Raw genomic sequence first — 23,840 nt, 5'->3', positions numbered from 1 at the left:
CCGAATATAACCAAATTCGTCAGTGGGCACTGTGATTTGGAACCATTTTGCTTAGAAAATTCAATCAGTTTTACGCCATTTACGAAAATTAATGACCATATTGAAGAGATACAGTCTTTAGAACTTGACTACTTGTTTGTCGTTGGTATTTCTCAATTGGTGTCTAAAGATATCATTCAGGCTCCTAAATTAGGCGCTATAGGTTTTCATCCGACTAAATTACCTGAAGGAAGAGGTCGGGCGCCTTTGGCTTGGCTTGTCCATGAAGCGCAAGAAGGAGCAGCTACCTTTTTTATGCTTGAAGAAGCTGCCGATGCTGGCGCTATTGTAGCGCAAGAAGGATTTGACGTTTCTGGTGAAGATACGGCCAAGAGTGTAAAAGAAAAAATCCATCAAGCCATGAGTCTAGCGTTAGATTCTTTATTACCTCAGTTAGCTAATGGTGAATTAATAGCTATTGAACAAGACGATTCATTAGCGACAGAATTTGGTATTAGAAAGCCTGAAGATGGATTAATTGATTGGTCCTGCTCAGCATACGATATAGACCGTCTTATCAAAGCTGCCTCTGAGCCACATCCTGGTGCTTTTACTTTTTCAGGTAATAATAAACTAGAAGTAACATCTAGTAGAGTGGAACAAAATCTAAAAATAAAAGGTGTTCAAGGTCGTATCTTGAAGAGTCAAAAAGATGAGTTCTTGGTTCAGACGGGTAAAGGGCTTATTTGGATTACAATTGCTTTTGATGATTCAAGCAGACTGAGAGTAGGAAGCTTGTTGGGCTACAAAGTTGAGCTTGAGATATACGAGCTTAAAAAACAAATTGCAGAGTTAAAAGAGATTATTGGGAAAATGTCATGAAAAATGTTTTAGTAGTAGCGCCTCACGCTGATGACGAGGTTTTAGGGTGCGGTGGCACAATAGCGAAACATGTACGCCATGGAGATAATGTATACGTCGCGATCATGACAAATGCAGCAGTTGGTGCGCCAGAGCTTTTTAACTCTGAAAGAATGGAGTTTGTGCGATCCGAAGCGTTGAAATCTCATGAGGTATTGGGAATAAAAGAAACTGTATTTTATGACTTTCCTGCGCCGCAATTGGAGCAGTATCCACAATACAAAATCGCTGGTACTTTGAACGCTTTGATAAAAGAAAAGAATATAGACACTCTATATATACCTCATAAAGGTGATTTACATCTCGATCATGGTGCTATATACAACGCTTGTCTTGTGGCTGCTAGACCATTACCAGGTCAGAGTGTTAGGCACATTTATGCCTACGAGACACTATCTGAAACAGAGTGGGGCCACCCAACAGTAGAGGCTGTTTTTATTCCGCGTTACTTTAATGTGTTAAGTGAAAATGATTTTGCCACTAAGATCACTGCTATGGAATGCTTTTCTAGTCAACTCAAAGCGTTCCCGAATACGCGATCTATTAAAGCAATAGAACATCTAGCCGCTCTTAGAGGCGCTTATGTTGGTGCAAATACGGCAGAAAGTTTCGACGTTATTAGAAGTATCAACGATTAAACCACCAATTTTATCTTCGCGTCTTATATGATCTTTTGATGCTTAGGACAAAGAAGACATAAATGCAAGTGATAACGTGACAATGAGCAGGTTTACTGATAACTCGCAATAAGGAAAAAAAATGCAGCAGTTAATTGGAATATATGGTGCAAGTGGTCATGGGAAGCAAGTTGTTTCTTTATTAAAGTTGCAATACCCTTTGCTTGATAAGTCCCGTATCGTATTTATTGATGATTCGGGTAAGCTTGATACGCTTATGAATCATAAAGTACTAAAATATGATGAATTTTTACGCGATCCCTCTAAGAATAAAGCAGTAACGATCGCCATTGGTGATAGCAGGGTTCGTGAGTTGCTGGCAGACAAGCTTGAACAAGACAATATACCTGCGCTCTCTGTTCATGCGCCTACTACTATTATCTTAGATCCTGACACAATAGAGATAGGTAAAGGTAGCATTCTCTCACCCCATGCATGTTTAACCAATACCATGAAGATTGGGAAGTTTTTTCATGCCAATTTGTATTGTCATGTATCTCATGACTCTGTGATTGGGGATTATGTGACTTTTGCGCCTAGAGTGAGCTGTAGTGGTAATGTGCATGTCCATGATCATGTATACGTTGGTGTTGGGGCGGTTATCAAGCAAGGAACAGCAGATAAGCCTTTAGTTATTGGTAAAGGCGCAATTATTGGTATGGGTGCTGTGGTTACCAAAGATGTTCCAGCAGGCGCTGTTATGGTTGGGAACCCAGCCAGAGCCTTGATTAAGTAAGTGCTGATATCTGCTTTGCGTGCTAGAGCTAGTAACAGGATATAAATATGGCCTTTACGTTAGCGCATATGGCTGCAGCATTGCCATTTTATCGTAATAAAAAGAAAAACCGTAGCATACGCTGTTTTCATTTTGAAGCATTGCTCATCGGTACTATGATGCCAGATTTCCCTTATTATATTGGTGCTAGTAGCGCAACAGGAAACTTATCTCATCAATGGATGGGTGTGTTTACTTACTGTTTACCTTGGGGATTGACAATATTTGCATTGTGGAATTGGGGTCTAAAACCTGCTGCTTTCGCTCTAGTCCAACCGTTTTTGATAAAACGGGCAGCAAAGTCTTTTAATCTAAAAGATGTAGACAGCAAAAATAGTCGTAATAAGGTTAAAAGGTATTTTACTGGCTATGCTAATAGATATTGGTCGTTTGCAGGTATCAAAAAACGAGTCCTACATAAGGTAAAGTCTTTTTATCTGCCAGTAGTACTAAGTTTAGTATTCGGTGCATTTACGCATCTGATATGGGACGGAATTACCCATGCTGATGGCTCTATTGCTCGTCATATTGACTGGTTACAATACCCTTTGTACTTTTTCCCATTTAAGGGAACAAGTATCGCTAGGTTGTTACAATATCTAAGTTCAATAGTAGGGTTAGGAGCGTTATTTTGGTTTGCCTTATTACGGGCAAAGGACTGGCAGATTAACACCAAAGACGTCGCTGAAGAGACAGAAACAGATACTATAGTAACGTTAATGTTTTCCAAAAAGCAGAGTGTAATAATCATTGTTTCAATGACTACTTTATGTTTGGTATGGGGTATACAGGCAGTCTTAAATTGGTATCCGTCTTTGACTAGCAGTCCATATAGATTTGCAGCAGGGGTGTCAGTCAGTTTACTAAAAAGAGTTACTTTATTATGTGTTAGCTATACTGCTTTATATCATCTGACATATTTTCTTCAAAATACATATCGACAATATAAGAAGTAATAAAGTAGTTCGGTTGCATAATATAGTTATAAAGGTTTTTACTGTATTGAAAATGCATAGGGATTTTCAGACAGAGCTTTGATGTAATAGCATTGGTTGTTTTTTGTACAGTTAATATAACATGATTTTTAAATTATTTATTTACTTTATAAAACAAAAGTCATTCCCAGAAATCTAATTAAAAATGTATACAAAAATATAGCCAATCTATTTAATTTAATTCGTAATATGACTAGGATTTTCTAATATATTCGGATTTAAGAATATATAATTTTACTAGATTATTTACATATCAAAACTTGGAAACGTCATGATTCTTATACACAATGCGCTCATTAACAATATAAAACGCTCTGAGGCGGCTTATAAAGTTTATCAGAAAGGTTTGACCTATCATCAGGCCTTGCATGTTTTTCATGCCAATAAAAAGATATACGACGAGCTTATACTATTATTAAATAATAATAGTCTAGATACTTCCATGAGCAAAAAAATCTTTAATTATATTTTTTATCTCGAAGATTGGTTTGTACAATTTTCAAAATTAGAAAAAGAAGTCGATAGTCTTGAAGATCGTTTTTCTTTTGAGTCGCTCAAGAATAGTATCGCTTATCCAGAAAGTTTTCTTGATGACGTTATAAAGTAAAACATTGTTTTTATGCTTTATATAAAGCAGCGCATAACGAAGTAAGAGCATTTGAGAATAGACAGTTAATTTAGAAAAAAATGAAGTATTATTGTTCATCGATCTTATAATAAATAAGGAAGCTATATGCTAAATTCGCCTTTTTCACCTTGGCCAAGTTTTACACAAGAAGAAGCTGATGCGGTCAGTAAAGTTTTATTGTCTAATAAGGTAAACTATTGGACAGGGCAGGAATCGGTAAACTATTGGACAGGGCAGGAATGTCGTCAATTTGAGCAAGAGTTCGCTGATTGGGCAGATAGTAAGTATGCCATCGCATTAGGCAATGGTACTTTAGCATTGGACGTAGCGTTGCAGGCGCTAGATATTGGCGAAGGTGATGAGGTCATTGTGACGCCACGTACCTTTATTGCCAGTATTTCTAGTGTGGTAAATGCGGGTGCTACTCCTGTGTTTGCTGATGTTGATGAGTCTACTGGTAACATTACTCCAGAGACAATTGCTGCCGTTATAACTGATAAAACAAAAGGTATTGTATGTGTGCATTTAGCAGGCTGGCCATGCGATATGGATGGCATGATGGCGCTTGCAGATAAGCATAACCTATATGTCATTGAAGACTGTGCGCAAGCACATGGCGCGTATTATAAGGGCCGTAGTGTCGGTAGTATCGGACATGTTGGCGCATGGAGCTTCTGTCAAGACAAGATCATGACAACTGGCGGCGAAGGCGGTATGGTCACTACAAACGACGAGAATCTATGGCGTAAGATGTGGGCGTATAAAGATCACGGTAAGAGCTATGCTGCTGTGTATGAAAAAGAGCATCCACCTGGCTATCGTTGGTTGCATGAAAGTTTTGGTACTAACTGGCGCATGACTGAGATGCAAGCCGTAATAGGACGTATTCAGCTTGAGAGAATGCCAGATTGGACCGCTAAGCGTACTGCAAATGCTCAAGCAATTTTACAGGCTTGTACTCAATGGGAAGATAAAGGGTATTTGCATGCACCAAAGTTAGAAGAGACACCAGAGTTTGCAGATTCCAAGCACGCATACTATAAGCTCTATGTTTATGTGAACGCTGATAACTTACCTGATGACTGGTCACGCGACCGTATTATTGAAGAAATCAATCAATTAGATGTGCCTTGTTTTTCTGGGTCTGCCTCTGAAGTCTACTTAGAAAAAGCATTCGATGGTACAGGGCTGCGTCCTGAAACCAGACTGCCAGTTGCAAAAGAACTTGGGGAGACAAGTTTGATGTTCTTAGTACATCCAACGCTTACCGAAGCTGAAATCAAAAAGACGGTTGAAGCAATCAACACGGTATTCAATAAGATAGTTAAATCAATTTGACCATAACAGCTAACGCTCTAATCACAAATCAAGACCTGCCACCAATAGCTGGTATATCTGGCATTGGTGGTAACTCATCTAATTTAGTCAGTCCAAATGCATCTAAGAATTGCGGTGTCGTATGGAGTAGAGCTGGACGACCCAATGTTTCTTTATAACCATCCTCAATGATCCAGTTTTTATCGAACAGTTGCCGCAGTATGCCGCTCGATAGCGTCACACCGCGTATATACTCTATGTCGCTGCGAGTTACTGGTTGTTTATAAGCAATGACACTTAGCGTTTCGAGCAGCGCTTGACTCAGGCGTTCTTGACGTTGCGGAAAGACGCGCTGTATCAACGCACTGTAGCTATCCGCTATTTGTAGGCGATAACCGCTAGCAGTCTCATGTAAGCTGAGGACACCAGTGTCTAAGCGCAGCTGTAGTAGCTCTAAAGCTTGCGTTAACTCTTTACCAGACAAAGATAAATGCTTCTTGATAGAATTTGCAGTGAGCGGAGCTTCTGAAGCATGTAGCAGTACTTCTATGTGTTTGCTAATCTCCTCAAGATGCAGGTGCTTAGTATCTGTCATTAAACATTCTCTTTTCAAAACTGTCAGGCCAGCCATTGTAACTTTATTGGTTCGATTGGACTGGCAAGCTCGTTATTAATAGTAGCCTCATCTGTCAAATCAGCACTCACCACACCAACCAACTGCCGCTTTATCAGCTCTAGTACCGCAACGAAGCTGACTACAATCCCTATCTTACCTTGTGCTTTATCTAATAGCTCATAAAAGGAGTGTGTGCCATCAGCATCAGTGCTGAGCTGCCGGCTGATACTGGCAATACGATCAGAGAGGGGAACGGCATCAACTTTGATAGAATGCATTTGATAGTCGGGTTGTAGTTGCATTTTAAATAAGCTATCAATCAATAAGTTTGGAGAGTAGCTGGGCAATTCGGCAGTCATAACATCTTGGTTAGGCATACTCACCATCGCCAAAAACACATCACGTTCAAGACGAATAAGCGTATCTAGACGCTCGCTGGCTGCTTTAATTTGCGCATATTCCTCCAGACGCTCAATGAGCTCTGCTTTTGGGTCGCGCTCATCGCTTGGCGTTTCTGAAGAAGGTAATAATAGCTCGGTTTTAATCGCAATCAGTGTAGATGCCATCAGCAGATAGTCACCCGCCAACTCAAAATGATCGGTATCCAACTCACTGATATAAGCCAAATACTGCTCAGTAATGGGCAGAATTGGCATTTGCGTCAAGTCGACATTGTTTTTTTTGACCAGATACAATAAAAAGTCTAATGGCCCAGCAAACTGTTCTAGCCAAATGGCAAAGGCACCAGGTGGTACGTACAGATCTTCTGGCAAGTGCTGCACTGGTGTCTGATAAATACGTAAAGACATGTCATTGACAACTGAGCCGTTATCTTCGCCTTTAGTATAGAAAGGCTCAGTTGTTTGATACGCGTCTACAGAAAAAACAGCCTTTGACAAGACTGCTTGTTTATCTTGTGGTTCAGTTTGCACGTTTAGCATCCATCCTGATACGACAAATTATACCAATCAACCGATCGTTTGCATTTAGCGAGCGGCTATTTAAGCTTGGCGAGGGGACGAATACCGATAGCACGGCGAGCTTTATCTAATTGCTTACGACTATGACGACGAGCTTTATTTGCACCCATTTGCAGTATCTCTTCTAATTCCTTTGGATTAGCCATTAGCTCTTCATAACGCGCACGAAACGGTGCGATCTCGTCATTTATTTTATCAAACAAGACTTGCTTGGCATCACCCCAGCCTATACCAGCGGCATATTGTGCGCGCATATCAGCAATTTCTGCAGGCGTTGCAAAGGCTTTATAAATCTCAAAGAGAGCTGAGTCGTCAGGGTCCTTTGGCTCATCAGGCAATTGGGAGTTGGTCACGATTTTCATGATGGCTTTATGCATCTGTTTTTCAGAACTGACCTGCGGGTTTGTCTCACCAAATAGTGGTATGGTGTTGCTATAGCTCTTACTCATCTTACGTCCATCGAGCCCTGTCAATAGCGGAATGTCCTCATCAACGACTGCTGATGGCAGGGTGAAAAGAGACTTATAACGATGGTTAAAGGTACCGGCAATGTCACGCGCCATTTCTATATGCTGTACTTGATCTCGGCCAACGGGGACATGGGTGGCGTTAAACATCAAAATATCAGCTGCCATGAGTACAGGATAGCCGAACAGGCCCATGGTAATACCAAAATCTGCATCGACGTCGGCTTTTTCTGTATTAATATCGACCGCAGCCTTATAAGCATGGGCACGGTTCATCAAACCTTTAGCGCATGAGCAATTTAAAATCCAAGCAAGCTCTGGGATTTCAGGTACATCTGATTGACGATAAAACGTCACGCGTTCAGGGTCAAGGCCACAAGCAATCCACGTGGCTGCAATTGCTTTGGTCGACTCATGAATAATCGCAGGGTCATAACAGCCGATAATGCCATGATAATCCGCTAAAAAGAAAAATGCTTCGTGCTCACTGTTTTGAATAGATTCAATCGCTGGACGAATTGCACCAACGTAATTACCCAAGTGTGGAATGCCCGTTGGTTTAATGCCCGTTAGAATACGTTTGGCTTCGGTTGAGGCATCAGAAGCTTGGTTGTCAGGATTGCTGTTATTGCTCATGGAAAATCCGTTATATTGTTTGTCAAATTATTATAAGCCAAATTATTATAAGCGCATATCATAAGTGCGAAATATTAGCCGCAAAGTATAGCAAATTTTATCAGGCGTTTTTTGATAATCAAAACCTACTTGTAAATATCAGTTCGACCGTTAGGACCGTGTTTAAATCGGCGATGAAACCACATCCATTGAGTAGGGTCAATACGTATAAGACCTTCCAAAACTTCGTTCACGCGTGTTGCATCGGCCACCTCATCATTACTTGGATAGTTACTCAGCTCTGGTGTAATCGTCAAATGATAATGAGGTCGTTTGCCACGAGGCAAATTGTCTGGCGTTTGCCGATAAGTATGCAACGCCATAACTGCTGGCGGGTTTTTCTTATTCCCCATTTTAGCCAAGCGCCTAGGTGCCGTAATCGTGGCTGCGGGTACACCAAAAAATGGTGCCATTACTCCTTGCTTAAGACCATAATCTTGATCAGGTGAATACCAAATAACATGTCCAGCTTTGATAGAGGAGACTAAGCTACGCATATCACGGCTAGAAATTTGCTTACCAAAAATACGCGTACGACCGTTATAGATAAACCAATCAAGAAGTGCGTTGTTTTGTGGGCGGTACATACAGTCAGTGGCAAAAAACTGTGTACATAACAATCCACCCAAATCTAGCATCGTATAATGTGCGCCTAATAAGATAACAGGGCGCTTCTCATTCTGTGCGTTCACCAAATGCTGTAGTCCTGAGATAGAAAACGTTTTGGTAAAAACATTTGGCCGGAACCAAGCGCATAAGGTCTCAAATACACCAATACCTTGATTAACAAAAACCTGCCTTGCCATCAGTTCACGCTCAGCTTCTGGCTTTTTGGGAAAGGCGAGCTTAAGATTAATCAGCGTATCGCGTCGGCGCGAACCGGCCACTTTATAAATCAAGATACCGAGCTTACGGCCCAACCAAAACTGCCAACCCAGCGGTAGATAAATCATTGGTAGAAAAACGAATAATAACAGCCAAACTCCCCAAAATTTAGGGTGTAAAAACTGCCATTGGAAAGGCTTTTTTTCCGCTTGTGCTGTGCTTTTATGCGTTTGCGTAATTGTTGGCATGCCATCAGGAATAGCTGGCGATTTAGCAGACTGCTGCTTGCTTTGCAGCGGCATGGCAGGCTTTACGGGTTTGCTAGGATCGTATTGTTCGGGCGCTTTCATAATGTCCTTTTACAGCACTGTTTATAGCATCTATAGTGACGAGGCTAATGATGAAAAGTTACTATCATGATGGGGTAGCGGTAGCTGGTTTGCAAGTTGGTTTTGACTATAAAAGCAAAGTGTCTAGCAGACTACAAAGTCAGGCTATTGGGTACAATAGCGTTTAATGTAATTACTATTAAGCATTAGGCATAAAAAAAAACCTTACAAGCTGTGACCAGCTTATAAGGTTTTGCAAATCTAGCGTTTTACTTGATGCTATTGGTATAACTCTGAGAAAAAGACAACCATAACAGTAAAACGATAAACAGCTTTTATTAACGCTTCGAGAATTGTGGACGCTTACGTGCTTTACGTAGACCCAATTTCTTACGTTCAACTTGACGTGAATCACGAGTAACAAAACCAGCTGCTTTTAGCGTAGGTTTGTTGGTGTCATCAAGTTCGATTAATGCACGAGTAATACCGTGACGAATAGCACCTGCTTGACCACTAATACCACCACCTTTCACAGTGATATAAAGATCATAGTCGTTAGGAGTATCTAATAGCTCTAATGGCTGACGAACGACCATACGTGAAGTTTCACGGCTAAAGTACTCATCAAGTGGCTTGCCGTTAACAACGATGCTACCAGTACCTTTTGCTAAAAAGACACGAGCAGTAGACGTCTTGCGGCGACCAGTTCCGTAATTGCGTTCCATAAGTGACTCCTTAGATGTCTAGTTCTTTAGGTTGCTGTGCAGTATGTGGATGTTCAGCACCTGCATATAGCTTTAGCTTTTTAATCATCGCATAGCCAAGAGGACCTTTTGGAAGCATACCCTTAACTGCTTTATGTAGAACATCTTCAGGCTTATGTGCAATCAGCTTTGTGAAGTTGGTTTCTTTAATACCGCCTGGATAACCACTGTGACGATAGTATTTTTTATCTTGCGCTTTTTTACCCGTTACCGCGATTTTTTCTGCATTGATGACAACGATAAAGTCACCAGTATCTACGTGCGGAGTATAAAAAGTTTTATGCTTGCCACGTAAGCGAGTAGCGATTTGGGTGGCTAAGCGACCAAGGGTTTTGCCGTCAGCATCTACGACATACCAGTCATGGGTCACTTCAGCTGGTTTTGCACTAAGTGTTTTCATGATAAAACCTTAAAATTAGAATTCATTGAGAGTTTAGCTGGGAACGGGGCTCTCAAAAAACAGACTGCATATTATAAGCAGTAGCGCCTACGCTTGCAAGCTGCATTGGGGTTTATTTTCGCCTTATATACATTAAACTGCAGCGTTAGACCAGTTTTTCAGCGGTTTTTAGCATTCATTAATGCAAGTTGCATGATTATGACGATTCTAGTCTATAAAGTCCAGCCACAACTTGCCCCACTTTGGTCTGTTTGATAGCTTTAAATCTGCTTAACCCTTGCATTGTAAAGACTGCGCTTAGGGACTGAGCCAATTCATTTAATTGCTCATTTAAATCTTTATCCGCTTCTAGATAAATAAGCGTCTTTGTCGTGATTAACGACTGCTCAATTAAAGTGGTCAAAATGGGTTGCCATAAATCTTTAGCGTAAGGCGGATCAATAAAAACAATGTCGAACGGTTGTTTGAAATTCTTGTTTTGAGATAAGACATGCTCAGCATTGCCATGTAGGATTAGATAACTGTCAGTGTCGATATTCAACTGCTGAGAGCTTTTCAGTAGCATTTGGTACTGAGATTGATTGGTTTCGATAAATGTGCAGTGAGTTGCACCGCGAGATAAGGCTTCAAATCCTAGTACGCCACTGCCTGCACAGCTATCAAGGACACGCGCGCCATGCATATCGGCGAGTAACCAGTTAAATAGTGTTTCTCGCAAGCGATCTGGCGTCGGCCGTAAGCCATCAGCATCGATAAAATTTATACTACGACGTTTAAATTGTCCACCAATAATACGTACTTTGCCCGCAGTGGCTTGTTTTTTATGATTTGTGTCACGCTTTGGGCTGCGCGATGTCGATGTTTTTGTATTTCTTTTCATAATTGCTATTCTTTATTCGGTCGCTGTAGTAGTTGCTGCCTGCGCTTCTGCCTGTTCTTTTAATGCTTGTTCTTGATCGCGAATAGCATCACGTTTAGCTTTGTCCAATGCTTTTTGATATTTAATAGCTTTTAGCTCATCGGGAGTTGGTGGCGTAATAGGGTCACTTTTACGCTGTAATACCCAGTAATCAAATAATGCGCGTCCAATAGGCGCTGCTACTGCACTACCGCCGCCGCCATTTTCAACCAGTACCGCAAGAGCAATTTGAGGGTCTTCTACGGGCGCAAAACCATTAAACCATGCATGATCCCAATGACGTTTATCTAGTGCCGATTTATTGTAGCTTTTACCTTGAGCGATAGATTTGACCTGTGCAGTACCTGTCTTGCCAGCGATACGATAGCGCGGGGTATAGATACCACGTGCCGTACCAGCTTTGACGGTATCTTCCATCGCATCATGCATACGTGTCCAATCAGAAGGTTTGCCATTAAAGTCAATCTTGCCATCAGGTTTGCTGATGACATCAATTTCTGCCGCACCTTCACTACTTTTTAGCAGATGCGGCGTAATATGATTGCCTTTACTTGCCATCATGGCAGTCGCATTAGCAATCTGTAGCGGCGTGGCCAGAAAATAACCTTGACCAATACTTACTGAGATGGTCTCGCCCGGTAACCAGCCTTTGTCATACGTATCTTCTTTCCATTTTGGAGAAGGCATGATACCTGATTTCTCATTCGGCAAATCAATACCCGTATCTTTACCAAAACCAAAGCGTACCATCCAGTCATGTAAGCGCTGAATTCCCATTTCATACGCCAGCTTATAATAGTAAGTATCCACTGACATCATAATAGACTTTTTAAGATTCACTGAACCATGGCCACCGCGCTTCCAGTCACGAAAACGATGTGAGTCGCCAGGCAAGCTAAAATAGCCAGGATCATAGATAGTCGTCTCCCAGTTTCTCAAGCCATAATGCAGCGCACCTAACCCTTCAAATGGTTTGATAGTCGAGGCTGGTGGATACATACCTTGTAGCGCGCGGTTATATAGCGGCTGATCGATATCTTCTCTTAATGCATCGTAGTCTTTAAAAGAGATGCCTGAGATAAAAGGGTTAGGGTCATAACTTGGATTACTCACGAACGCTAACACATCACCATTCTTTGGATCTATCGCTACAATAGCTCCGCGGCGACCGTCAAGCTGCTGCTGAGCAATCGTTTGTAAACCGTAATCCAAACTTAAAGTGATATCGTTACCAGCGATAGGAGGCTTGGTATCTAATTGGCGTAGAATATTGCCATGAACATCCGTTTCCACCGACTGATAACCTGGCTGTCCAAGCAAAATATCTTCGTAATGCTGCTCAATACCAATCTTGCCAATCAAATCAGTACCTGCATAACGGTCTTTATCAATACGTTTGGTCTCTTTGTCATTGATACGGCCAACATAACCAATAACGTGGGCAAACAGTTCATCGTAGGGATAAGAGCGAGTCAATTTGCTTTGGATAGTAACACCCCGAAAAAACGGCTTACGCTCACTAAACTGTGCAACCTGCTTTTCCGTTAAATCAATCTTGATGGTCACAGGATCGTTTTTACTTTTACTCAGTCTTGCCAAAATGTCAGTAATATCAGTGTCTGTCAAAGCAAAGATAGGTGCAAGTAAGCTTAAAGTACGTTCTGGATCTTCTACCTCATCGGGGCTCAGCATGGCAGTAAACACAGGCTGATTGTCAGCAAGTAATACGCCGTTACGATCATAAATATAACCACGGCTGGGCGGTGCAGATATGAGCTTGATGCGATTATTGTCAGCCTGAGTTTTGTATTTATCATGAGCGTACACTTGTAGATAACCGTAACGCAGTAATAAAACACTCATACCTAGAAATATGAATAAACCAAGAATAAGAATACGGCGCATAAAAACGCGGTTGACCTGCTCGGTGTCTGGGATAAGCGATTTATTCATGTAAAGTTAGTACCAATGAGCGCAGTGGATAAAGCAAAAATTACTTTGGTAAAGGAATGCTGTGAAAAGGTATTTAAGCAAATGCAGACAATAAAAACAATCATTTCAAGTACATGGAGTAAATGACCCTATAATATTGAATCATAGATTTAAAAGTGTATTGCTATTATTGCTATGCGACAAATTATAACAGAGTGTAATAAATTGCGCTGAACCTGTCAGCTTATTTGTTAATAGATTCTCATATGCTATTAATAGCACTATTCGTAGACTATTTTAAAGGAGCAGTGTTAGTTAACAAATCTAAGTCAGACGCATGATATTGTCATGTATAGTCACAACTTGGCTTAGGTGTATATGTGCTAATGAACGGCAAGTATGCTAAAATCAGGCGATTTATTTTGTAGTGTTTATTTGTCACTAAGGTGCTGCTTTTATCAGGGTCCATAGTCCCTAAGCGTTTTTTTAAAATACCAACAAACGACAATAGATTAACGAGAATCGTTACGTCAGAGGCAGGAAGAGTCATGGTCGCAACCTCAATATGGCAAACGATCGCCGAGCATCCAGAATTTTTTGCCATGCTGACCATCCCACCAGTGACAGCGTTAGTCACTTGGTTGCATGTATGGATGGCATTGAAAATGCTGTTTTACCCCATTAGGTTTTGGGGTATACGTATACCTAATTTCCCGTTTTTTGGTTTGCCTGGACTTGGCTGGCAAGGTATCGTCCCACGTAAAGCTGGGAAAATCTCTGGAGTGATTGTCGATCAAACACTCTCAAAGCTTGGCTCACTTGAAGAGTTTTTTCAGGCGATGGAGCCTGAGCAGATGGCGGCTTTTATCACTGATACGGTTGATAAAAACCTTGAGCCACTTATTGATGAGATTATGCTGGAGCATTCTGGGGCGTTATGGGGCAGTCTGCCGTATGCATTAAAACGCCGTATCTATACGCAAGCGCACCAAGAGCTACCGGACATCATGCAATCTTTGGTGACTGATCTGACATACCATGTTGAAGATTTGGTCGATATGCGTCAAATGATCGTGAACAAGATGGAAAGCGATCGACGTTTAATGGTAAACATGTTTTTAAGAGTTGGCCAACATGAGATCAACTTTATTTGGCATATCAGTGCTTTAATTGGATTGGTCTTTGGTATTATCCAAATGTTTATCTTTTTGGTCGTACCACAGCATTGGACAGTGCCATTCTTTGCTGCTATTTGGGGCTTGCTGACTAATTGGATTGCAATTTGGATGGTATTTAATCCAGTAGAGCCACGCTTTGTTTCTTATATAAAAGTTTTTGAGCGTTGTGATGGCTTTCCTTTTATAAAGCCGACGCTACCGCATATCGCGAAGTTTCGTTTCCAAGGCGGCTTTATGAAGCGCCAAGAAGAAGTATCTGAAGTGTTCGCTGAGATCGTAGTCAACGACCTTGTGACTTTAGAGAATATTATGAATGAGATGATGTATGGAGATCGAGCGGCGCAAACGCGTGAGCTGATGAAGTCGCACCTTTATCAGATATTAGAGTCGCCAGTGGTTCGAACGACTTTGCGTATGGGACTGGGTCGCCGTGAGTATGGACAATTGAAAAATACCATTATCAATAAGTCGATCACTGCTACGATGGTGCCACTTCGAGATCCTGAACTCAACGAGAGCCGCGCAAGCAAAATATTTGGTCTGTTTCGTGATCGTATTCGTGCTTTATCGCCTTATGAGTTTCAAAACTTATTGCGTCCAGCATTCCGTGAGGATGAGATGACGTTGATCGTGCTTGGTGGTTTGACTGGGTTTTTAGCAGGTTGGTTGCATCTTGTTTTAGTGTTCTTTCCTGCGGTGCAGTAACCAATGATTTTGTTATAAAAACGTTTTGTAATTCTAAGTAGTCAATAAACACGTATAGAAAATCAGTATTAAGTTAGATAGTCAATTCAAAATTTATCTTTACAAGGGAGTTGGAGGCTAATCGTACAGGTGTATGGTTGGCAAAGCTTGCGTTGTTTTGATTTTGACATGAGTAGACTATAGGTGCTTTTCAATGAATAAAAGCCCAATCCGCCACAGTAAACTATGACCGTATTAGGGTAAACAGGGTTAGATTGTATGTTAATCACAGAATTGGGTTATTTTGCCTTACTGGCTGCCTTTGTGTTGGCAATTTTGCAAGTTGTGTTGCCAACCATTGGTGTTATGCGTCATCAGGTCGCTTGGCAACGTCTTGCACCAAGTTTGGCTTGGGCGCAGTTTGCAGCGATGATTGTGTCGTTTGCAGCGCTGATGGCAGGCTTTTATTATAATGATTTTAGCCTAGTCTATGTTGCACAGCACTCTAACACTTTATTGCCTTGGTATTACAAGCTATCAGCAACTTGGGGTGGTCACGAAGGGTCTTTACTGCTGTGGATGACCATCATGGCGACATGGTGTGCGCTTGTGTCTTATTTTAGTCGTGGCTTGCCGTTATCGATGCGAGCACGAGTGTTGGTCATTTTGGCAGCGGTACAGATGATGATGTTAGCGATGCTGATTTTTACCTCATCGCCATTTAATCGTACTCTGCCAAACATACCTGTCGATGGTGCGGATCTGAATCCGGTACTGCAAGATTTTGGTCTGATTATTCACCCACCTATGCTATACATGGGTTATGTGGGTATGGTTGTGCCCTTTGCTTTTTGTATGGCGGCATTGTGGGAGGGGCGTCTGGATGCGGTATGGACACGCTGGTCACGCCCTTGGGCCTTAGCTGCTTGGGGTTTTTTGACCATCGGTATCGCATTAGGTTCATGGTGGGCTTACTACGAGCTTGGTTGGGGCGGTTGGTGGTTTTGGGATCCAGTAGAAAACGCGTCACTCATGCCTTGGCTTGCTGGAACAGCGTTATTACATTCGTTGGCAGTGACCGAGAAGCGCGGTGTATTCAAAGCTTGGACAATTATGCTAGCGATTTTTGCGTTTGCATTGAGTCTACTAGGGACGTTTTTGGTACGTTCAGGGGTCATTACTTCGGTACATTCGTTCGCCGCTGATCCCACACGTGGTTTAGTCATTCTAGCCATCCTTGGTATTATCGTAGGCGGTGGTCTATTGATGTTTGCAGTACGAGGTTGGCGTTTGACGGTTGAAAGTCAGTATCAGCTTATCTCGCGTGAGTCATTCTTGGTTATTAACAACGCCATTATTCTGATTGCCACTTTAGTGGTCTTGCTTGGTACGCTTTATCCGATTATTGCAGATGCTTTCAATTTAGGTCAAGTATCCGTCGGCCCTCCTTATTTTAATGCATTGTTTGTCCCTTTGACTTGGTTATTACTGCTTGCCATGGGTATGGGCTCTAACATTCGCTGGAAAAAGGACAAGCGTCCGCTGCTCGGCGTCGGTATGGTCATCGCAGCCAGTAGTCTGATATTGGCGGCGATCATCGCTTACTTTGTCCATCCATCATCTATGCTAAATATTGGTGTGACTTTGGCAGTAAGCTTTTGGGTACTGTTATGGATGATTATTGATTTTAGAGATAAAACTAAAAATGCACCAAGTATGGTCAATGGACTGCGCCAACTGCGTCTTAGTTATTGGGGACAGCAAACTGCTCATATTGGGGTTTTAATCGCAGCGATTGGCGTGGCTTTTACCAGTAGCTTGAGTATTGAGCGCGATGTGGCTCTTGGACCTAATGATACTGTCCATGTTCAAGGCTATGATTTTACTGTTAAAGACTTTCGTGAAGTAAAAGGAAGTAATTTTGATAGTATTCAAGCACAGGTGGCGGTCACGAAAGATGGGCGCGACGTTACAGTCTTATACCCTGAAAAGCGTACCTATATCATTAGTATGATGCCAATGACGGAAGCTGCGATTGACGCGAGTCTCATGCGCGACTTGTACGTCGCGCTTGGCGAGCCGATCGCTGAAGGTAGCAATCAATGGGCAGTGCGTATCTATGTAAAACCCTTGATTCGCTGGATATGGTTAGGGTCGATTATTATGGCTTTAGGAGCGCTGATTAGTATGTTGGATAACCGCTATCGTATTAAGAAAGTCAAAGCGTCACATAAGGTTGCTGATACTGTTAATAGTGCAGCCGTACCCGCAACGACGCTTGGGGAGAAATAAGATGAGTCAATCGGATAAGACCCCTAACAACCAGCAGAACAAGGCACAGCATCATAAGACGATGAATAAAAAACAACTCAAAGTATGGTTTTTAGTGCCGTTTATTGTGTTTTTGGGACTAATGGTAATGCTTTATATGCGCTTGGGTAAGCCTACTGATATTGTGGCTAATATGGCTCTTGAGCGGCCAGTACCTGCATTTGAGCTACCGTTGTTGTCAGACACTAGCCGTATTATGACCAATGACAATTTGCCCGATAAACCGTTTTTGATGAATATCTGGGGCTCTTGGTGTCCAACTTGTGTTATTGAACATCCGTTTTTGATGGAGCTAGAAGAGCGCGGTGTCAATTTGGTTGGTGTCAATTACAAAGATGATATTGGTGATGCGCTAAGCTATTTGAACCGAGGTGGCGATCCGTTTTCAATGTCCATTCAAGACTTATCAGGTCAGTTTGCACTAGACCTAGGCTTAACTGGAGCGCCTGAGACCTTTATCGTCGATGGCGACGGTATCATACGTCAGCACATTGTTGGAGAGGTTAACGAGGCCAACTGGCAAGAACGTATCATGCCTTGCTTGATGGTACTTAATGAAGCCAATAAAAATGGCAGCAGCCCAGATCCAAGTCAAGTTGGGGAGGCATGCAAATGAAAGCCGCTCAAATAACAACGGCTATTGTACTAAGGTTAGTAAGCCTTGTATTGGCGTGCCTACTGAGTATGACAGCTTACGCAGCAATCGATGTTTACGACTTTGATTCAGTGCAGCAAGAAGCTCAGTATCGCGGACTGATTGAGGAGCTGCGTTGCCCTAAATGTCAAAACCAAAACCTTGCAGGCTCTGATGCGCCGATTGCACAAGATTTAAAGCAAAAAACTTACGACATGGTTAAGGATGGACGTAGTGACGCAGAGATACGCAGCTATATGCAAGAGCGTTATGGTGATTTTATTACTTACAAGCCGCCTGTCCGCCCATCAACATGGATACTGTGGTTTTTTCCACCGTTATTATTGCTCTTTTTGATTGCCGGCTGGTTTTGGCAGAGTAAACGTCGACAACTGGCGGCTCAAGGCGTTACTAATAAGATAGTTGATAGCCCTGCCGCAGCGTTGACGCCTGCAGAAAAGGCTGAACTGGATCGTCTGTTATCACGTTCAAACAGTATTGATCACGATGTCACAAGCAAAGAGGACAAAAAATGACCCTATTTTCTACTGCTGGCTTATTTATTGCCCTAAGTTTACTCGTAGCCTTAATTCTTGCAGTCATCGTGATTACACCATGGCTACGTGCCACACGTCTAAAAAACAATCCTGTAGACAATCAATTGTTAGATATCAACGTAACTGTGTTTCGTGAGCGCCTAGCAGAGCTTAAAAGTGATAAAGACAGTGGCACTATTGATGATAGCCATTATCAAAATCAAAAGCTTGAGCTTGAACGTCAGCTATTAGATGCGCAGCGACAAGTGGCACCAATGATAAATCCAGGTGTCAAAAGTTGTTTAATAATTATTGTCTGGGTGCCAGTGATGGCAGCGATGGCGTACTTAATGATAAGCGATCGCACTCCAGTGTTTGAGCTATGGCAAGCAGAAGATAAAGTTGGACAGGTAGCCGATGATCTCCTGACAGGTAAGATTGATCAGCCACCAGAGTGGGCTATTGAAGATGGTCGTCAACTGATTACTGCTATGCAGACCAATGTCCATCGTCATGCTGACGATCCTGATCGCTGGATGCGCCTATCAGAGCTGTTTTTATCCCTTGAGGTGACTGACTCTGCATTAGAAGCTTTATCTAGAGCGTATCGTTTATCTCCTGACAATGAAGAGATTGCAACCACTTATGCGCAAATTAGCTTTTTTGCTAATGAAGGCCAACTGGATGCTGATAGCCGCCGCGTATTACAAGGTGTGTTGCGTAATAACCCGCAGCATGAAGGCGCGCAAATGCTAATGGCAATGGGTGAAGCACGTGCTAGTAACTTTGAACAAGCACAAGGCTGGATCAAAAGATTACGAGCAAGTATTGCAGCCAAACCAGGCGATCATACCCGAGCGCTGGCAAGTTTGGATGAGCTCAGTGCCAACGTAACAGGGCAGCAGCAGCGAGCCGCTGAAGGGGTTAATGTCACTGTAAGCGTCAATCCTAGCTTATTGCCATTGGTTAAAGGCGATGACGTGTTGTTTGTTGCTATTCGTGATGTCAACGGTGGTCCACCGTTTGCAGCCAAGCGTTTGCCGATTAGTGTGATTAAACAAGGTGAGGCCAATATAAGTTTAAGTGACATTGATGCTATGATACCTGAGCGGACGCTACAATCAGCACGTGCCGCAAAAACCCAACTGGCTGTTATTGCTCGCATTAGTCATAGTGGCAATGCCAGTGCAGAGTCAGGTGATTTGTCAGGTAACCCTGTGGTGATTAGTGCCGATCAAAAACAAGTCAATGTTGAAATTAATCAGCAGATACCATAACTTTAAAAAGCTCAACAATCTAAGCGCTATAGTCGTTGCTATAGCGTGCAATTGCGTTATATGAACAGCTAAGTCATACCTACATACGGTACTAATACCAAAAAAACTTGAGCTTTATAAAGTCACAAGGTAAGGTGTATCTGGCATTCGCGCAATTAACCAATCCCTAACATCCCATCCATCAAGGAGAGACGTATTATGATGCGTATTATTTTGCTAGGTCCACCTGGCGCTGGTAAAGGTACTCAAGCACAGTTTATCTCTAAAGAGTTTGATATTCCGCAAATCTCAACGGGCGATATGCTACGTGCAGCGATTAAAGAAGGCAGCGAGCTTGGTAAGCAAGCTGAAGGCATTATGAATGCAGGTGGTCTGGTTTCTGATGAACTTATCATCAACCTAGTAAAAGAGCGTATCTCTAAACCTGATTGTGCTAATGGCTGTATTCTGGATGGTTTTCCACGTACAATCCCGCAAGCTCAAGCCCTTGCAGATGCTGACGTTGCTATCGATCATGTAGTCGAGATTAGTGTGCCTGATGATGAGATCGTAAAGCGTCTATCTGGTCGCCGCCAGCATCCAGGCTCAGGTCGTGTATATCATGTCGATCACAATCCACCGAAGGTCGATGATATCGACGATGTCACTGGCGAAGCACTTATCCAACGTGAAGATGATAAAGAGTCTACTATTCGTGAGCGCCTTGCCACTTATCATCAGCAAACATCAGCCTTGGTTGGCTTTTATCAAGAAAAGGCCAAAGAAGGTGAAAACGCACCTAAATATGACAAGTTTGATGGTACTCAAGCTATCGATGACGTCAAACAGCAAGTTTTATCGGCGTTAAAAGAGTAATCGTTTTCTCATACCCTTTGGATTAATAAAAACCCTGCTCATTGGCAGGGTTTTTTGATGGCGTCTTATAACCACGTAATACTATAATAGTTTATCCATAAAAAAACCGTCTACCATAATGAGGCGACGGTTTTAAAATGAACAACAATATTTATGCGTTACCTTCAGCATCGACCTGCGCTTGCTGTTGGCTTTGCGCGTAGGCTTGATCAAAATTGACTGGAGCAAGCAGTAACTGCGGGAAGCTACCACGAGTAACGATGTCACTAATAACTTCACGCGCATAAGGGAACAAAACATTAGGGCAATAAGCGCCTAAAATCTGTCCAATTTGATCGTCAGGGATATTCTTTAACAAAAAGATGCCAGCCTGATGAACCTCAGCGATAAACGCTGGTTCTTCCGCATTCTTAGCGGTAACGCTTACTGTTAAGATAACTTGGTAGTGATCGTCATCAAGCTTTTCAGCATTACTTGATAGATTGATGTCCAGCTCAGGGTTCCACTCTTTGGTGAATACACTCGCGCCTGGTACTTCAAGCGACATATCTTTTACGTAGATGCGTTCTAGTGCTAATTGCGGTTGTGCTTGTTCTTCAGCCATGTTCATTCCTCGAATAAATAATACAATGTGTCGTTATTGTCTTAATAACATCGTTTTAATAACAACGTACGATATCAAGCTACATTATTACAAGCTGGGGCAAGAATAACAATAGTCTGTCATCTATTGTCTAATACTATAATTAGAATTAGCCAAAGATGATTAATATAGTCGTTATGTCTTCATATAGTACATGTAAAGCAGATTAACCTGCTAATAACTCATCAAGCTTGCCTTGCTGATTCATTTGATTCAATTCATCAAAGCCACCAACAAAAGTATCACCAACAAAGATTTGTGGCACAGTACGATAGTTATTGGTTTTTTGCATCAATGCACGGCGCTCATCACTACTCATATCGTGCATGCCAATTTCTTCATAGTCAACGCCTTTATTCTTTAGCAATTGTTTGGCGTTTGTGCAATAAGGGCAGATAGGCGTTGTATAAACTTTAACTGAAGCAGTCATAAGATATCCTTAATTATTAAATATTATATAAAGTATCTATTGTCTTGGATTAAATAGATTTATGATAAGTGTATATTTGATTGCGCTTACTATAAAGTGGGGATAGGTATGGTAAATTCAAGCCAGCCCGTTATAAAAGGCGATTAAACACTGTCAAGCGCCTATGATCGTTGAATCGGCTTCCATAAAAAAAGACACAACGGGTAGTCATGTCTTTTTATTCGTTCTGAGAATAGGCTTACTTATGTAAGCTAGGCTTCGTCTTACCTTTGCCCTTGGGTTTGGCATCTTTTAGTCCTACTAAGGGCATACCCGCTGCTTGCCAGCCGCCCACACCGCCTTCTAAGCGATAGACGCTATCTTTACCAATCATCTGGATAGCCGCACCTGCTTGTACACCCATGTCACAAATGATAATCACTGGCTGTTCAATTGCGCGAATCTCATCTAAGTGATCTTTGAGCTCTGTAAAAGGGATATTACGACTGCCTTGGATGTAGCCGGTGGCAAACTTCTTTTTGGCGCGAATATCAATCAGCTGCGCATTTTGAGAGTTGACCATCATACCGAGGGTATTTGGCGACACTTTTTTGCCGCTACGTTTGTTTTCAATGGTAAAAAACAGTACGGCAAGTACGGCTAAGATACCAAATAAAAACGGGTGGTTGCCCACAAATTCAAGCGCACGATCCAAACCAAACCTCCAAGAAAATAAGTGTTCTATTAAGCTGAGAAGACAGCTTAATGATTTTGAACAAGGCGCTATTATACCGATTAGGTCATCTATAGTAAATGTATGATGAGCAACCTACGTTTTAATAGTGCGGATTTGATAAATAGCGTTATTAATATGGCTTAGTATCAGCCTCTGCTTGCAAGGTCACAAGGTTTTCGACTCGGCGCTGTAGCACATCACCATCAGCTACCGCTTGCCATAACGCGCAACCTTTGCTGTTATGAGTATGTTTGCAATCACGAAACTTACAGTCACCGGCAAGCGGCGCAAGCTCAATAAAACCTGAAATAATATCGTCAGGATCTAAATGCCAGATACCATATTCGCGAATACCAGGCGTATCGACGATGCCGCCTTGGGTAAGATCGTCTGGATTAAACGGCAATAAACGACTGGTGGTGGTGGTATGCTGGCCAAGTTTTGAGTTTTCAGAAATGATATTAACGCTCTGCGCCGAATCAGGTAGTAAAGCATTAATTAAGCTGCTTTTACCGACGCCAGACTGACCGGCAAAAATAACTAGTTTTTTGTCTATGTAGCGTTTTAGCTCATCAAGTCCCTGCTGCTCATCATTATTGGCAATGTTTTCGGGGCAATCAACTGAAGTCAGCACGCTCTCATAACCAAGAGCCGCGTATTGTGCCAATAGCTCACTAGTATCGATGCCGTTTTCTTGCGCCAGTAGGTCGGCTTTGTTAAGCACTAATAATGGCTTGACGCCAGCGTGATGACAGACGACCAAATAGCGATCGATAAGGGTTGGCGCAGCAGCTGGCAGCGGCGCAAACACGATTGCTAAAATATCGACATTGGCGGCGACAGGTTTGAGCTTATGATAACGATCTGGGCGTGAGACAAGAGAGGTACGCGGTTGTACAGATTCAATACGCCCAAAACCAGTATTGGGGTCTGCCGTCCAGCGTACGTGGTCGCCTGCCGCTAGCATAGGAAGGTTGGTACGCACATGACAGCGCCATATATCGCCCATCTCAAGCGCTTGCCAAAAAGGCTCAGGATCATCGGGTGCAATCTCTGGCTGTACGGGCATGTCTGCTGGCAAGCTTGTGATTTGTACTTCTAACTGCTTACCATAATGCGCCATGACCACACCATCCATCAAGCTCTCATCGATGCTCTCTTGACTCTCGAGCTGCTGCTTGTCAATGCGACGAATCTGTTGTTTAGTCAGTTTGCGTTGCCGGATTAGTGCCATGGGTTTGTGACCTATTATAAAAATATTGCTAAGTGTAGCGTGAAAATTTGCTAACATACAGCCTAAAGCGTCTATAGCAGATAGGGGTTTTGTAATATTTTGAACTTTTTAGAGGAACCCGGGG

24 protein-coding genes are annotated in these 23,840 nt (G+C 42.3%); 12 read left to right on the top strand and 12 right to left on the bottom strand.

The annotated features are described in order from the left end of the window. From PENNN9_RS07855 to PENNN9_RS07830, 6 genes are all read left to right on the top strand, one after another. Positions 1–861 (top strand): methionyl-tRNA formyltransferase (locus tag PENNN9_RS07855; protein ID WP_156410086.1); only part of this gene is annotated, 861 nt, incomplete at its 5' end. Beyond that, complete coding sequence (locus PENNN9_RS07850) at positions 858–1,538, top strand: PIG-L deacetylase family protein (protein ID WP_058369144.1); 681 nt, start codon at positions 858–860, stop codon at positions 1,536–1,538. The genes PENNN9_RS07855 and PENNN9_RS07850, both read left to right, overlap by 4 nt. Positions 1,539–1,659: 121 nt before the next feature. Next, positions 1,660–2,313 carry an acetyltransferase gene (locus tag PENNN9_RS07845; protein ID WP_058369143.1) on the top strand — a complete coding sequence of 218 codons (654 nt, stop codon included), beginning with the start codon at positions 1,660–1,662 and terminating at the stop codon, positions 2,311–2,313. A gap of 47 nt (positions 2,314–2,360) precedes the next feature. Then, positions 2,361–3,308 (top strand): DUF4184 family protein, encoded by a 948-nt coding sequence (locus PENNN9_RS07840; RefSeq protein WP_058369142.1) that lies wholly within the window; start codon positions 2,361–2,363, stop codon positions 3,306–3,308. A gap of 310 nt (positions 3,309–3,618) precedes the next feature. Then, complete coding sequence (locus PENNN9_RS07835; protein ID WP_058369141.1) at positions 3,619–3,954, top strand: hypothetical protein; 336 nt, start codon at positions 3,619–3,621, stop codon at positions 3,952–3,954. A gap of 126 nt (positions 3,955–4,080) precedes the next feature. After that, positions 4,081–5,313: a DegT/DnrJ/EryC1/StrS family aminotransferase gene (locus tag PENNN9_RS07830; protein WP_058369140.1), complete on the top strand. Its 1,233-nt coding sequence runs from the start codon at positions 4,081–4,083 to the stop codon at positions 5,311–5,313. A 28-nt stretch (positions 5,314–5,341) separates the two neighbouring features. Here the strand turns inward: PENNN9_RS07830 and scpB are convergent, their stop codons facing one another. The 8 genes from scpB to mrdA all read right to left on the bottom strand — a co-directional run bounded on the left by scpB (position 5,342) and on the right by mrdA (position 13,220). Further along, on the bottom strand, positions 5,342–5,887 hold the full coding sequence (gene scpB / locus PENNN9_RS07825; protein ID WP_058369139.1) for an SMC-Scp complex subunit ScpB: 546 nt from the start codon (positions 5,885–5,887) through the stop codon (positions 5,342–5,344). A gap of 23 nt (positions 5,888–5,910) precedes the next feature. Beyond that, complete coding sequence (locus PENNN9_RS07820; RefSeq protein ID WP_058369147.1) at positions 5,911–6,717, bottom strand: segregation and condensation protein A; 807 nt, start codon at positions 6,715–6,717, stop codon at positions 5,911–5,913. Positions 6,718–6,905: 188 nt separating this feature from the next. Next, complete coding sequence (gene trpS, locus PENNN9_RS07815) at positions 6,906–7,991, bottom strand: tryptophan--tRNA ligase (RefSeq protein WP_058369138.1); 1,086 nt, start codon at positions 7,989–7,991, stop codon at positions 6,906–6,908. Between the two features lie 125 nt (positions 7,992–8,116). Continuing rightward, on the bottom strand, positions 8,117–9,205 hold the full coding sequence (locus PENNN9_RS07810; protein ID WP_058369137.1) for a lipid A biosynthesis acyltransferase: 1,089 nt from the start codon (positions 9,203–9,205) through the stop codon (positions 8,117–8,119). 317 nt (positions 9,206–9,522) lie between these two features. Then, the gene (gene rpsI, locus PENNN9_RS07805; protein WP_058369136.1) at positions 9,523–9,909 is read right to left on the bottom strand and encodes a 30S ribosomal protein S9; all 387 of its coding nucleotides are present in this window, start codon (positions 9,907–9,909) and stop codon (positions 9,523–9,525) included. A 10-nt stretch (positions 9,910–9,919) separates the two neighbouring features. Continuing rightward, positions 9,920–10,348, bottom strand: coding sequence for a 50S ribosomal protein L13 (gene rplM, locus PENNN9_RS07800; protein ID WP_058369135.1), 429 nt, complete (start codon positions 10,346–10,348; stop codon positions 9,920–9,922). A 196-nt stretch (positions 10,349–10,544) separates the two neighbouring features. Beyond that, positions 10,545–11,228, bottom strand: a complete 684-nt coding sequence (rsmD, locus tag PENNN9_RS07795) for a 16S rRNA (guanine(966)-N(2))-methyltransferase RsmD (protein ID WP_058369134.1) — start codon at positions 11,226–11,228, stop codon at positions 10,545–10,547. A gap of 12 nt (positions 11,229–11,240) precedes the next feature. Further along, positions 11,241–13,220, bottom strand: a complete 1,980-nt coding sequence (mrdA, locus tag PENNN9_RS07790; protein WP_058369133.1) for a penicillin-binding protein 2 — start codon at positions 13,218–13,220, stop codon at positions 11,241–11,243. Positions 13,221–13,747: 527 nt separating this feature from the next. Between mrdA and PENNN9_RS07785 the strand changes: the two genes are divergently transcribed. From PENNN9_RS07785 to adk, 6 genes are all read left to right on the top strand, one after another. Next, a complete protein-coding gene (locus tag PENNN9_RS07785; RefSeq protein ID WP_058369132.1) occupies positions 13,748–15,082 on the top strand; it encodes a DUF445 domain-containing protein in 1,335 nt (444 codons plus the stop codon). A gap of 258 nt (positions 15,083–15,340) precedes the next feature. Then, positions 15,341–17,353, top strand: coding sequence for a heme lyase CcmF/NrfE family subunit (locus PENNN9_RS07780; protein ID WP_058369131.1), 2,013 nt, complete (start codon positions 15,341–15,343; stop codon positions 17,351–17,353). Between the two features lies 1 nt (position 17,354). Further along, positions 17,355–18,008: a DsbE family thiol:disulfide interchange protein gene (locus PENNN9_RS07775; RefSeq protein ID WP_058369130.1), complete on the top strand. Its 654-nt coding sequence runs from the start codon at positions 17,355–17,357 to the stop codon at positions 18,006–18,008. A gap of 68 nt (positions 18,009–18,076) precedes the next feature. Continuing rightward, entirely contained in the window at positions 18,077–18,562 is a 486-nt protein-coding gene (locus tag PENNN9_RS07770) for a cytochrome c-type biogenesis protein (protein WP_413771740.1), read from the top strand. Beyond that, positions 18,559–19,839, top strand: a complete 1,281-nt coding sequence (ccmI, locus tag PENNN9_RS07765; RefSeq protein ID WP_058369129.1) for a c-type cytochrome biogenesis protein CcmI — start codon at positions 18,559–18,561, stop codon at positions 19,837–19,839. The genes PENNN9_RS07770 and ccmI overlap by 4 nt, the downstream gene beginning before the upstream one ends. 198 nt (positions 19,840–20,037) lie before the next feature. Beyond that, positions 20,038–20,694 (top strand): adenylate kinase, encoded by a 657-nt coding sequence (gene adk, locus PENNN9_RS07760; protein ID WP_058369128.1) that lies wholly within the window; start codon positions 20,038–20,040, stop codon positions 20,692–20,694. A gap of 151 nt (positions 20,695–20,845) precedes the next feature. Here the strand turns inward: adk and secB are convergent, their stop codons facing one another. From secB to rsgA, 4 genes are all read right to left on the bottom strand, one after another. After that, positions 20,846–21,298, bottom strand: coding sequence for a protein-export chaperone SecB (gene secB / locus PENNN9_RS07755; protein WP_058369127.1), 453 nt, complete (start codon positions 21,296–21,298; stop codon positions 20,846–20,848). 205 nt (positions 21,299–21,503) lie between these two features. Next, on the bottom strand, positions 21,504–21,767 hold the full coding sequence (grxC, locus tag PENNN9_RS07750; RefSeq protein ID WP_058369126.1) for a glutaredoxin 3: 264 nt from the start codon (positions 21,765–21,767) through the stop codon (positions 21,504–21,506). A gap of 238 nt (positions 21,768–22,005) precedes the next feature. After that, on the bottom strand, positions 22,006–22,461 hold the full coding sequence (locus PENNN9_RS07745) for a rhodanese-like domain-containing protein (protein ID WP_058369125.1): 456 nt from the start codon (positions 22,459–22,461) through the stop codon (positions 22,006–22,008). A 151-nt stretch (positions 22,462–22,612) separates the two neighbouring features. Continuing rightward, positions 22,613–23,716: a ribosome small subunit-dependent GTPase A gene (rsgA, locus tag PENNN9_RS07740; protein ID WP_058369124.1), complete on the bottom strand. Its 1,104-nt coding sequence runs from the start codon at positions 23,714–23,716 to the stop codon at positions 22,613–22,615. Between the last annotated feature and the right edge of the window lie 124 nt (positions 23,717–23,840).

Origin of the sequence: Psychrobacter sp. ENNN9_III (assembly GCF_001462175.1) — a bacterium.
Taxonomy (GTDB): Bacteria; Pseudomonadota; Gammaproteobacteria; order Pseudomonadales; family Moraxellaceae; genus Psychrobacter.
The sequence above is the reverse complement of the archived record's forward strand: the minus strand, read 5'-3'. Positions and strand labels throughout refer to the sequence as shown.

Coding starts and splice junctions, on each gene's coding strand:
- PENNN9_RS07850 (WP_058369144.1), top strand. CDS start 858: ATGAAAAATGTTTTAGTAGTAGCGCCTCACGCTGATGACGAGGTTTTA.
- secB (WP_058369127.1), bottom strand. CDS start 21,298: ATGGCTGAAGAACAAGCACAACCGCAATTAGCACTAGAACGCATCTAC.
- PENNN9_RS07780 (WP_058369131.1), top strand. CDS start 15,341: ATGTTAATCACAGAATTGGGTTATTTTGCCTTACTGGCTGCCTTTGTG.
- rpsI (WP_058369136.1), bottom strand. CDS start 9,909: ATGGAACGCAATTACGGAACTGGTCGCCGCAAGACGTCTACTGCTCGT.
- mrdA (WP_058369133.1), bottom strand. CDS start 13,220: ATGAATAAATCGCTTATCCCAGACACCGAGCAGGTCAACCGCGTTTTT.
- rplM (WP_058369135.1), bottom strand. CDS start 10,348: ATGAAAACACTTAGTGCAAAACCAGCTGAAGTGACCCATGACTGGTAT.
- rsgA (WP_058369124.1), bottom strand. CDS start 23,716: ATGGCACTAATCCGGCAACGCAAACTGACTAAACAACAGATTCGTCGC.
- ccmI (WP_058369129.1), top strand. CDS start 18,559: ATGACCCTATTTTCTACTGCTGGCTTATTTATTGCCCTAAGTTTACTC.
- PENNN9_RS07770 (WP_413771740.1), top strand. CDS start 18,077: ATGACAGCTTACGCAGCAATCGATGTTTACGACTTTGATTCAGTGCAG.
- PENNN9_RS07785 (WP_058369132.1), top strand. CDS start 13,748: ATGGTCGCAACCTCAATATGGCAAACGATCGCCGAGCATCCAGAATTT.
- PENNN9_RS07830 (WP_058369140.1), top strand. CDS start 4,081: ATGCTAAATTCGCCTTTTTCACCTTGGCCAAGTTTTACACAAGAAGAA.
- PENNN9_RS07840 (WP_058369142.1), top strand. CDS start 2,361: ATGGCCTTTACGTTAGCGCATATGGCTGCAGCATTGCCATTTTATCGT.
- PENNN9_RS07810 (WP_058369137.1), bottom strand. CDS start 9,205: ATGAAAGCGCCCGAACAATACGATCCTAGCAAACCCGTAAAGCCTGCC.
- PENNN9_RS07820 (WP_058369147.1), bottom strand. CDS start 6,717: ATGTCTTTACGTATTTATCAGACACCAGTGCAGCACTTGCCAGAAGAT.
- PENNN9_RS07835 (WP_058369141.1), top strand. CDS start 3,619: ATGATTCTTATACACAATGCGCTCATTAACAATATAAAACGCTCTGAG.
- rsmD (WP_058369134.1), bottom strand. CDS start 11,228: ATGAAAAGAAATACAAAAACATCGACATCGCGCAGCCCAAAGCGTGAC.
- PENNN9_RS07775 (WP_058369130.1), top strand. CDS start 17,355: ATGAGTCAATCGGATAAGACCCCTAACAACCAGCAGAACAAGGCACAG.
- adk (WP_058369128.1), top strand. CDS start 20,038: ATGATGCGTATTATTTTGCTAGGTCCACCTGGCGCTGGTAAAGGTACT.
- PENNN9_RS07845 (WP_058369143.1), top strand. CDS start 1,660: ATGCAGCAGTTAATTGGAATATATGGTGCAAGTGGTCATGGGAAGCAA.
- grxC (WP_058369126.1), bottom strand. CDS start 21,767: ATGACTGCTTCAGTTAAAGTTTATACAACGCCTATCTGCCCTTATTGC.
- trpS (WP_058369138.1), bottom strand. CDS start 7,991: ATGAGCAATAACAGCAATCCTGACAACCAAGCTTCTGATGCCTCAACC.
- scpB (WP_058369139.1), bottom strand. CDS start 5,887: ATGACAGATACTAAGCACCTGCATCTTGAGGAGATTAGCAAACACATA.